The following is an 11,890-nucleotide window of genomic DNA, read 5'->3' on the forward strand; positions in this document are numbered from 1 at the left end:
TTATAAACACCAAATCGATATCAATCTTAATGTTGATACTATGGTTTAAAAATCTTAAGGTTTTGAAAATTATTCTTAATGGAATCTAAGGTATTCTTTGCAGCCATTGCCCTACCCTGTAAATCACTCATAGGATATGCATACCTTAATATCCTTTCTATCTGATATTTATAGCGCTCTTCTTGAATATCAAATTGCCCCTTTAATTCTGGTCCTAACTTACCTCTTTTTATTGCATCTGCTGCGACCACCTTTGCCTTAAAAACGCTAAGAAGTGGGAACATAATTAGATAATAGTTATTATCCCTGCCCAGTTCACCCATTAAAGAGTCAAAACTATCTTTACTCGCAACATTCTGAATTATATAAAAAACAAACAAAGATTTATCACTTAAACTATCATTAGAAGAAGGTAATATTATATCTTGAATATACTTAATTAATTCCCGAGTTGCAGAGGGAAGGTGTTCATATACCGTATCAAACGCATCAATTCCTACAGCCGCATTTTTAATCACAGTAAAATAAAATTTAGGTAGCTCTTTATTTACAATATCATTATATACAAGATCAGAATCTCTTAAAACAGATGTCTCTTTATCATATGAATAACTCTTAAGACCCGTTAGAGGCGATAGAGCAGGATCATCAAAAACAACTTGCAAAAGTTTTTTAAAATTTTGTCTCTTAGAAATAAGCTTATCAATAATTTTCTTTGTCTTTTCTATCATTGCAAATACAGATTGTACACTTTCTCCAAGGAGTCTAACCTCATTAGGCTCTAAATCCCTAAATAAATCTATCAATTCTTCTTCGCTGCAAACAAGACCCACTGGCTCAATATTAGAACTCATTAATATCTCTTTGTAACGTACAATACCATACCTTTGTTCATCTGATAGTCCAATTCCATCCAAAAATTCCTTAAATTCCAGACTAACAGCAGAATCATCAGGAGAATTCCCAATCAAACCCCTAGCCAAATTCCCAAGAAAAGATTTTAAACAAACTGAAGTCACAACTTTTCCATCAGTAGCAACATTCCCTTGTTTACAAGAATTTATCATTGATACTAATAAAAATAATAGTCCACATAATTTACATATGTTTAAAATACGTTTTATCTTTAGTATCATTAAATATCTCCTTAATTTTATAGTAAAATTTCGATACTAAATTCACCTAATATCACTTATTAAGGCCATACCATATATTATGGATATTTATTATACGTATTTAACTGATAATTAATTTTGATTAATAAATAATAGTTTTATGTATTTATTATACAATAAGTATTTTCATCTTTTTTATTAATTTCCTTTATTTTTTTAGTTTAATTGTAAGTATATATGCTACTCTTCCTTCTTTTAATCCTTTCAAAACAAACACAATAAGCCATAAAAGTTAATATTTTTATGGCTTATATTTTTTATTTTACTTCTTATACTTATAAATTTATTCTTTGAAAGAACTTATTATCTAATATCCTTTAAATTTATCCTTAATCTCCTTAAACTTATTTTGAATAGCATTTAAAGTGCTACTTGCAGCTAATATTCTCTCCAACACACTTTCAATAGGATGATATGCTTCCTTAAATATCTGTATTATCTGAGACTGATAAAGATCCTCTTGTAGCTTAAACTGCCTTTTTGCGTCATCTGCACTGTTTTTAATGAAAAATGCTGTTGCTATCTTTACTTGAAAAACATCAAAAAGAGGCTTCATAATTTGATAAAATCGATCCTTGCCACCCAGCCTACCTAAAATACCTATTAAGGCATCAAAACTATCATTAATCTGAATAAGATTTATTTTATTAAGGGGTTGAGCACCTATATCAGTATGAACATCCCCCTTAAAAGCAGGCAATACTCTGACATTTCGCATATAATTAATAAAATCCTTTGCCCTTGGGGAAAGGATTTTGTATATTTGATTAAACGAATTAATACCTAAGGCTGCATTTCCAACTAAAGAAAAAGCATAATTTGATAAATCGTGCTTTGAAAGACTCAAATATACAAGACCAGGGTCCCTTAAAACAAGGGTATCCTTATCATACGAAAAACTTTTTAAACTAGCAAAAAAATCTACTCTGGCAACATCCAAAATAAATTGCAAAAGAGCTTTAAACTCCTGTCGTTTTTCATCAACAATAGCATCAATAGCCATCTGTGCTCTATCATGCTGCTCAAATGAAAAGTCTATACGACTTATCAAGGTTATAATCTTATCTCTACTCAAAGATTTATTCAAAGTCCAACCATTAAACCAATTAGTAAATTCTTCTTCACTGCAGACAACACCCACTGGTTTAATATCAGGTTTCATTAATATTTCTTTGTAGCGTACAATACCTTCCTTTGCCTCATTTTCTACTAACTGAATTTTATCCAAAAATTGATGAAACTCTACAGTCTCGCTGGGTAATTTGTGGATCTTAACAAAATTATCTCTAAATTCAGGAAAAGCAGTCAAATCTAAATATTCTAGATCTGCAGACATGTGAACCACTTCAGGCATAATTTTTTCGACCGACTTCTTCCTCATTAAGTCTTCCTCAGTTTTCCCACTAGTAATGCCTAACTGCTTACAAGCAAATATCATTAACACTAATAAGAATAATAAGCCATATAATCCATATATATTTAAAATATATTTCCTTATCCTTGCCACTAAAACATCTCCTTTATTTTCTAAACTTTATTTAATGCCAAATTACATCTAACCAAATCAAAGCATAACCTGATTTAATATCACTAACTTATTACTACAAACTATCTGTTACGGATATTTACTATTGACATTAACTAATAATCGATTTTAATAAATAAACATTATAATAATGTATTAATTATACTACACATAGTTATCCATTTTTATCAATTCTTATTTATTTTTTACCTTAATTTTTTAACATTTAATTTCTAAGTCTAATTTCCCAGTGCCATATTTCTATATACAATCCATTACTGTTAATCAACTTTTTTAATTAACTCCCAGATCCTATCAGGAGAAATTGCAAATAGTGCCTCAAATGAAGGCATCTCTAAAGCTTGTTTTATGCCATATTTAGATATATCATCACAAAATATGATCCCACAATATGCAAACTCAGAATCACCCCAACTACCGTTATATGCAAACATTTTTATTAAAGACGCAGGGTCAATCCTGCTTCTACGAAAGATAGTTTTCAATTTCTCTTTCAAATTTTGCTTTATAATAAAAATATTATCAAAAGATTCTCCAGGGCCAAGTCCAACTGTCATTATAGAATACAAACAATATCCAGCATACCGAACCCTAATATTACCCCATCTTTCAAGCAAATCTATAAATTCTTCTTCCTTGTGGATAACATATGAATTCATTAATATCTCTTTGTAGCGCATAATGCCTAGTTTCTCAGCAATTGATAAGTTAAATTCATGCAATAAATCTTCAAGCTTTGAATTTATTTTCTCCTCAGCATAAAGTTCATAAATCGGGACCTTGGGCTTAGACTCCAAACGGTCAAGCATAGTTTTCCCCATTCTACTCATAGCTAGAATACCAAAATCAATATTAAAGTCAGTATTAAAGGCAACTACATCACAAACTACAATTAATATTAATAGTACAGACAATAATCCTCTTATATTTAAAATATATTTCCTTATCCTTATCACTAAAACACCCCCTTTATTTTTTAAACTTTATTTAATGTCAAATTACATCTAACCAAATTGAAACATAAATTGATTTAATATCACTAACTTATTGCTACAAACTATCTGTTACAGACATTCACTATGAATACTAATTAATAGTGAATCTTAATAAATAATAATTATTATATAATATATAAATTATATATTATAATTAATACTTATTTGTTTTTTTATTTTAATTTTTTAACATTTACTATACCTTACTTCCTTTTAAAACACAAAAAAGCCATAAAAATTGACTTTCTTTATGGCTCATATTTTTTGTCACTTCGCATAAGTATAAATTTATTATTTATTATTTATTATTTATTATTTATTATTTAAACTAAAATTAAACCACATCCTCAACCTCTTCAAAACCAATTCCTTCAAAATTAGCCTTAATGACATCTAAAGCATTACTTAAAGATATTGCCTTATCAAAAAATACTTCAATAGACTGTATATCCTTAAATATCTCTCTTATATGCTCTTTATAGCGTTCTTCACAAGCTTTAAACTGTTCTTCTAATTCTCTTGAGTTCTTAATTAAAGCAGATGCATTCTTAGACTCAAAGACATCATAAAAAGGTCCCATAACTTGCAAAAATTTATCTTTACCCAATATGACCAAGCTGCCTATTATAAAATCAACACCATCACTAATACTTATATTCCTGATCCTATATATGACTTCCTCATGATTACCACCATGATCACGCTCATCAAAATCAAATACTACTACACTTCGAATATAATCAATTAATTCCTTTACCCTTGGAGAAAAAAATGCATATATTTTATCAAACGCAATAATGCCTAAAGCTATATTTTTAATCATGATAAAATCAGACTTCTCACAAGAATGTTGCATAATATTATTATATATAATATTAGATTCCTCTTTCTGGATATTATGCTCAGAACCATATGGAAAACCTTTTAAAGTAGATAAAAAATTTAGTCTGACAATATCAAAAGCAAATCTTAAAAATCCTTTCAAGTTTTGTCGACTCTCAATAATAGCCTGAATAGACATTTCTACTTTTTCCAACTCCTCAAGTACAAAGTTTATATGATCCCCAACCGCTTGAACCTTATCACGACCCCAATCTTTAAGCAAATTTATAAATTCTTCTTCACTATAAACACCGAGTTGATTGGGTTTAACTTCCACAAACATCTCTCTGCAGAATAGAATGCCCCATCTTTGCTGAATTGAAAGATTAAAGCTATCCAATAAATTCCTAAGAGCAGGGCTCTCTTTAGGCCATTGATAAGTTTTAATAAATTCAAAAGTCAATACAGGAAAATTAACAAGCTCTAAATATTGTAAGTCTTTCCCCCTTCCTTGTCTACCTACCGTAGATGAACTCCTTCCGTTTAGCTGCCCCACCATCATATCCTCACCACTAGCTTCACTTCCTGAATGCTTACAAGCAGTTATTATTAACACCAATAAAAATAATAATCTATATATATATCTATATATATTGAATATATCTAAAACATAAACTCTTACTCTTATCATTAAATATCTCCTATGATCATATTGCAATTCATTTTAAGTCTTGATGTTAAATTAAGCTCCAATTTTAACTTAAACTAAATTGAAGTATAAATTGATTTAACATCATTTATTACTACTAAACTATATGTTATGGATATTTGTTATAGAACTTATGTTATGAGCATCTAATAATATTTATTTGCTAATAAATATTATTATGATGACATACTAATTATATCACCATATATGTTACATATACTTGTTTATATATTATCTTAAATTCTTTTTAATTTTTTCAAAGGTCAAAATATTAAAAACATCATTAAAATTATTTATACATTTATAATTTATTTTATAATATTTTACTTTACAATCTACCACAAAATTCAATTGCAGAATTTATACGAGCTCCAACTCCCCTAACCTTATCACGACCCCAGCTCTTAAGCAAATCCATAAATTCTCTTTCACTATAAGCAGATCTAAATGGACAAATACTAGGATCCATTAATATCTCTTTGTATAACACAATCCCTTGTCTTTCTTCATCTGATAATCCAAATTCACACAATAAATTTTTAAGTTCTAAACCGACTACTTTATCATCAACTTCATCAAGTGGGGTCTTAGACTTCAAATGACCGGGCACAACTCCCCTAACCAACTTATTAAAGGCTTCTATATAACAAGCTATTACTAACACCAATAAAGACAATAACTTACTAATACTTAAAATACATCTTTTTAACTTTTTCATTTAAACCCCCTTACACAAAATTTTGATTTAAACTAATCTCAAATTAAAGCACAAATTCAATCAATTAATTAATTAAATTATATTTTGTCGATATTCGTTGCAAATATTACTATTTTCATAATTAATATAATATATTATTTCATTATACAATAAATATACCTTTTTTTATTAAAATCTTATTAATTGGATTAATTTTTTTTATTTAATTTGATCCACTTATTTTATCATTTAAATTTTTTCAAAAAATATAAAAGTCATAAAATTTATTATCTTTATGGCTCTATATTTATCTTATAATTTAATTCTTAAACTTGTTTACTATTTATGCTTAAATCTTATCCTTAAGCTTATCTTTAATCTCTTTAAACTTTAATTTAATTACCTCTAAAGCACCCTCTCTCTCTTCTACTCTTGTCAATAATTCACTTATAGGACCTTCTTTGCTGAAGATATATCTCAACTGCTCTTTATAAAACTTCTCTTGTCCTTCAAACTGCTTCACCAACTCTGTCGGAAGTGGCCTAATTATTGACATAATACGGAATGCTCGTATTTTCTCATTAAATACCCCAAAAATAGGATCAAAAACTTGCAAAAATTTATCCTTGCCCAATCTACCCAAACGACCCACTACAGCAGCAAAAACATCGCTAGTCTTAATATACTTAATCCTATCAAAAGCGTCCCTAGAATAAACAACCTCACTCTCATCAGACTGAGGCACTATTACACCTTGAATATAATTAATTAACTCTTGTGCTATTAAGGGCAGACTTGTATATATTTCCTCAAACACACTAATACCTAAAGCTGCATCTTTAAGCATAATATAAACAGGCTTATACAATTCACTCTTCATAATCTTTGTATATATAAAATCAGGTCTTATAGTCAAATCACCAAGATTTTGATTATATCCATACGATAAAAATCTTAGATTGTTTGGAATCACTAGGTCTAAATGCTCAAAAGCAAATCTTAAGAGTTTTTTAAAATTTTGTCGTCTTTCAGGAACAGCATCAATGGCTGCATTTGCACTATCTTTTTCTTTAAACGAAGAGTCTATATGGTCTCCAACTTGCCTAACCCGATCATGGCCCCAATTTTTAAGTAAACTTATAATATTCTCTTCACTGCAAACAACACGAAAAGGACCAAGACCAGGTGTCATTAATGCTTCGCTAAAAGACAAAATACCCTGAATCTGCTCAGTTGATAATGCAAAAAAGTCGTCCAATAAATCTTGGAGCTCAATACTATACCCAAAAAGTCCCTTCCATGACCTGGCAAAACCATGCGAAAATCTGTCGGGAAAATCATCAAGCCTTAAATGCTCAAAATCTTCATTATTCTCGTCAGCAGGTGTAGCAAATGAATCAACCTCTCTAAAATCTCCACCGGTTAAACCTTCTCTTCGTAACTCATAATCCCCATGTCTCTTAATTGGCACTCTGAGTGGTTCAATTATACTGCTCTTTTCACTCAAAGTCTTACTCAAATCTCTTTTATCCAGTCTTTTAGAAGCCCCCATGTCACAAGCAGCTACTAGTAATGCTGACAAAAACAATAACCTATATACCAATCTATATATAATATTTAAAATACAACCTCTTACCCTTATCATTAAATATCTCCTTTTTTATAGTACAATCTTGATTTAAATCAAATTAACATCTATCTGAAAGAACAAATCATTTATCATTATTTATTACTTAAATTATTAACTTGTGAAAGTATCCTTATAGATATTACTTGGTTAAAGTTTAATATTGTTTTTCACTAAATTTTATTAAAAATATATATATAATATATACCTTTAATTATTAAATCCCATCATATTTATAATTTTTTTAAATTATTAAATTTAACTATTTTCCTAACCAATTTTATCATTTAAAATTAAAAATTTAAAAAATATAAAAAGCCATAAAGATAATTATCCTCATGGCTTATACTTATAAATTACTTGTAAATTAATAGTACATCGATCTTATTTACAAATCACTTGCCTTATGGTTTACTCTCAAGACTACTCTTAATCTTTTCAAACTCCAACATAATTGTATTTAAAGTACCCTCGCTCCGCGCTAGTTTCAGGCCTATCTCATCCAGAAACAAAAACTCAAAATAAATATGCTTTAACTGATCTTGATAAAGCTTTTCCTGAGCTTCAAACTGATCTTTCAAGTTTGACGTCAAAACACCTGCACTTTCTGCTGCTACTTTGGCCTTGAAAACACCAAAAACAAGATCCATCATTGTTGAAAATTCAAATTTACCCAATCTGCCAAAGTAGCCTATTAAAGCATCAAAAACATCAGGATTTTGAATACCTTCAATGATATAATAAGCTTCTAAAGAGTCATTAGTTCTACTTTTATAAGGCTTAGGCACAATTACATCCCGCATATAATTGATTAACTCTTGAACTTCAAGTGGAAGATTCGAATATACTGCATCAAACGCACTAATACCTAAAGCCACATCTCTTAACATAACAAAATAATCCTTATGCAATGTCCTTATAATCTCATTATATACAGAAGCAGCCACCTGTTCCGACCGGTTGCTATCAGCACTAAAATCAATCTTGTGATACTCAAAAGAGTCGCTTCTTAAAATAGCGATAAAACGCGCTTTCCAATAATTAAAGGTAAGATCCAATAATGATCTCAAATTTCTATTAGCCAAACTCCCCCGAATAGCTCGCTCTGCATTTTCTATCTCTTCAAACTCATCCTCTAGATGATCTGCTATCTTCAAAGTTTTATCTTTCCCCCAAGTCCTAAGTAATTTTCTAAAATAGGATGCCTGAAATACACCGAATGTATCACGACCACCAAACCAACTACCTAATGAATCTGGATACAAAACACCAGGACTCATTAATCTATTCGGCTCCATTAATACATTTTTGTAAGATATAATACCGTTTATTTGCCTGTCTGATAACCCAAACTCTTCCTCTAATAAGCTACGATAAGCCGTCAATGACATCTTTACCCTGCTACGCAACGAAAAAGTAAATTTAGGAAAATCGTCAAGCTCTAAATATTTAAAGGCTTTTTTGCTCACAGGCTCTACTATAACAGGTGTCAGTGCTTCCTTAGGGTCTTTAACTTTATCAGAGTCTCCATCTTCAATTGGATCAGAAGGCACAACTTCTAATGACAGTGGGTCCTTAGGGTCTTTATCATGCACAATTGCACCTGGTTTTTGCAAACCTCCATCCACTTTTCTTCCTATCACATTAAAGCCTCTATTCTTGCCTGTTCCAATTTGACTCCTCCTACTTAAATTCCTAGCACCACCACCCTTGTTACCAACACTTCCAGAGTCACAAGCACCTATTAATACTATTAAAAATAGTATTCCAAATAACCTATATACATTGAAAATATGAATTTTGATTCTTGTCATTAAATATCTCCTTTTTGATTCTTAAATATCAATATAAATTGTATTTATTTAATATAAACTTAACCTACACTCCTGTTACTTATTAAGTTTTATTTTGTAAATCTTATTTTAACACTTATTTCTTAATATTCATCTTAATCTCTTCAAATTTAATTTTAATAGTATCCAAAATGTCTTTTGACATTGCTGCTCTCTCCAATAATTCACTTATTGGACCTGTCTTGCTAAATATATGCTTCAACTGCTTGTTATAAAGGCTCTGCTGTTCTTTAAATTGACTCCTTAATCTGATATTGACAAACTGGCTTCTTGAATTGCTATTGCTGCTGCCACTTCAGCATTTAAAACACCAAAAAGAGGATCCATAACTTGTAAAAATTGCTCCTTGCCCAATACACCTAACATGCCTATTACAGCACTCAATCCATCATTAGTCTTAATCTCTATGTCTTATTTACAGCATCCACAGAATCACGTGCACTGTAATCATTAGCTTCAGACAAGTTAGGTAATACTAAATCTCGAATATACTTAATTAACCACTTTGCTTTACCAGGAAGTGCCCCATATATCCGATCATATGCATTAATACCTAAAACTTGTTCTTTGATAATAACAGACTCAGTTTTCCATAGATCGCTCCGTACAACCTGCATATATATCTCATCAGGTATGCTTTCCGTATTACTAATACCTTGCTGGCCATATGTCAAAAATCTTATATCACGTATCAATCCTGCTTTTAAATGCCCCAAAGCAGATTTTAAAAGTTCTCTAAAATTTGATGTACCTCCAGCAATTTCCCGAACAGCTTTCTTTGCCACATACAACTCCCCAACCGCAGAGTCTATATGATCTCCAAATGCCTGAACCTTTTTATTGCCCCAAATATTCATCAAATTCAAAATATTCTCATCAGTGCAGACAATAGGAGACTCCTCTTCATTGACAATATCAATAAGAACGTCAGACTCAAGGTTCATTAACGCCTTTCTAAAGGATAACATACCGCACTTCTGTCCTACACTTAAAGTAAAATTTACAAATCACTTGCCTTATGGTTTACTCTCAAGACTACTCTTAATCTTTTCAAACTCCAACCTAATTGCATTTAAAGTATCCTCTTTCTGCGCTAGTCTCAAGCCTGTCTCATCCAGAAACAAAAACGCACAATAAATATACTTTAACTGCTCTTGATAAAGCTTTTCCTGAGCTTCAAACTGATCTTTCAAGTTTGACGTCAAAACACCTGCACTTTCTGCTGCTATTTTGGCCTTGAAAACACCAAAAATAAGATCCATCATTGTTGAAAATTCAAATTTACCCAATCTGCCAAAGCAGCCTATTAAAGCATTAAAAACATCAGGATTTTCAATACCTTGAATGATAGAAAAAGCTTCTGAAGAGTTATTAGTTCTACTTTTATAAGACTTAGGCACAATTACATCCCGCATATAATTGATTAACCCTTGAACTTCAAGTGGAAGATTCGAATATACTGCATCAAACGCATTAATACCTAAAGCCACATCTCTTAACATAACAAAATAATGCTTATGCAATGTCCTTATAATCTCATTATATACAGAAGCAGCCACCTGTTCCGACCGGTTGCTATCAGCACTAAAATCAATCTTGTGATACTCAAAAGAGTCTTTTCTTAAAATAGCGATAAGACGCGCTTTACAATAATTAAAGGTACGTTTCAATAATGATCTCAAATTTCTATTAGCCACACTCCCCCGAATAGCTCGCTCTGCATTTTCTATCTCTTCAAACTCATCCTCTAGATGATCTGCTATCTTCAAAGTTTTATCTTTCCCCCAAGTCCTAAGTAATTTTCTAAAATAGGATGCCTGAAATACACCAAATGTATCACGACCATTAAACCAATCACCTAATGAATCTGGATACAAAGCACCAGGACTCATTAATCTATTCGGCTCCATTAATACATTTTTGTAAGACATAATACCGTTTATTTGCCTGTCTGATAACCCAAACTCTTCCTCTAATAAGCTACGATAATCCATAAATGACATCTTTACCCTGCTACGCAACGAAAAAGTAAATTTGGGAAAATCATCAAGCTCTAAATATTTAAAGGCTTTTTTGCTCACAGGCTCTACTATAACAGGTGTCAGTGCTTCCTTAGGGTCTTTAACTTTATCAGAGTCTCCATCTTCAATTGGATCAGAAGGCACAACTTCTAATGACAGTGGGTCCTTAAGGTCTTTATCATGCACAATTGCACCTGGTTTTTGCAAACCTCCATCCACTTTTTTTCCTATCACATTAAAGCCCCTATTCTTGCCTGTTCCAATTTGACTCCTCCTACTTAAATTCCTAGCACCACCACCCTTGTTGCCAACACTTCCAGAGTCACAAGCACCTATTAATGCTATTAAAAATAGTATTCCAAATAACCTATATACATTGAAAATATGAATTTTGATTCTTGTCATTAAATATCTCCTTTTTGATTCTTAAATATCAATATAAATT

11 protein-coding genes are annotated in these 11,890 nt (G+C 30.8%); all 11 read right to left on the reverse strand.

The genetic code is table 11. The features are described 5' to 3' along the window. Positions 1-38: 38 nt before the first annotated feature. The 11 genes from ACWUD1_RS04970 to ACWUD1_RS05020 all read right to left on the reverse strand — a co-directional run bounded on the left by ACWUD1_RS04970 (position 39) and on the right by ACWUD1_RS05020 (position 11,850). Positions 39-1,136 (reverse strand): hypothetical protein, encoded by a 1,098-nt coding sequence (locus tag ACWUD1_RS04970; RefSeq protein WP_472756968.1) that lies wholly within the window; start codon positions 1,134-1,136, stop codon positions 39-41. 346 nt (positions 1,137-1,482) lie between these two features. Then, positions 1,483-2,682, reverse strand: coding sequence for a hypothetical protein (locus tag ACWUD1_RS04975; protein ID WP_472756969.1), 1,200 nt, complete (start codon positions 2,680-2,682; stop codon positions 1,483-1,485). A gap of 299 nt (positions 2,683-2,981) precedes the next feature. Further along, on the reverse strand, positions 2,982-3,677 hold the full coding sequence (locus ACWUD1_RS04980; protein WP_472756970.1) for a hypothetical protein: 696 nt from the start codon (positions 3,675-3,677) through the stop codon (positions 2,982-2,984). Between the two features lie 373 nt (positions 3,678-4,050). Next, complete coding sequence (locus tag ACWUD1_RS04985; RefSeq protein ID WP_472756971.1) at positions 4,051-5,229, reverse strand: BTA121 domain-containing protein surface lipoprotein; 1,179 nt, start codon at positions 5,227-5,229, stop codon at positions 4,051-4,053. A gap of 346 nt (positions 5,230-5,575) precedes the next feature. Then, positions 5,576-5,965 (reverse strand): hypothetical protein, encoded by a 390-nt coding sequence (locus tag ACWUD1_RS04990; protein WP_472756972.1) that lies wholly within the window; start codon positions 5,963-5,965, stop codon positions 5,576-5,578. 328 nt (positions 5,966-6,293) lie between these two features. After that, complete coding sequence (locus ACWUD1_RS04995) at positions 6,294-7,589, reverse strand: hypothetical protein (RefSeq protein ID WP_472756973.1); 1,296 nt, start codon at positions 7,587-7,589, stop codon at positions 6,294-6,296. Positions 7,590-7,975: 386 nt separating this feature from the next. Beyond that, positions 7,976-9,385, reverse strand: a complete 1,410-nt coding sequence (locus ACWUD1_RS05000) for a hypothetical protein (protein WP_472756974.1) — start codon at positions 9,383-9,385, stop codon at positions 7,976-7,978. A 115-nt stretch (positions 9,386-9,500) separates the two neighbouring features. Then, a complete protein-coding gene (locus ACWUD1_RS05005; RefSeq protein ID WP_472756975.1) occupies positions 9,501-9,626 on the reverse strand; it encodes a hypothetical protein in 126 nt (41 codons plus the stop codon). Positions 9,627-9,667: 41 nt separating this feature from the next. After that, complete coding sequence (locus ACWUD1_RS05010) at positions 9,668-9,790, reverse strand: hypothetical protein (RefSeq protein WP_472756976.1); 123 nt, start codon at positions 9,788-9,790, stop codon at positions 9,668-9,670. A gap of 38 nt (positions 9,791-9,828) precedes the next feature. Continuing rightward, positions 9,829-10,392, reverse strand: a complete 564-nt coding sequence (locus ACWUD1_RS05015) for a hypothetical protein (protein ID WP_472756977.1) — start codon at positions 10,390-10,392, stop codon at positions 9,829-9,831. Between the two features lie 48 nt (positions 10,393-10,440). Beyond that, the gene (locus ACWUD1_RS05020; protein WP_472756978.1) at positions 10,441-11,850 is read right to left on the reverse strand and encodes a hypothetical protein; all 1,410 of its coding nucleotides are present in this window, start codon (positions 11,848-11,850) and stop codon (positions 10,441-10,443) included. Between the last annotated feature and the right edge of the window lie 40 nt (positions 11,851-11,890).

The organism is Borrelia tillae (genome assembly GCF_055693965.1).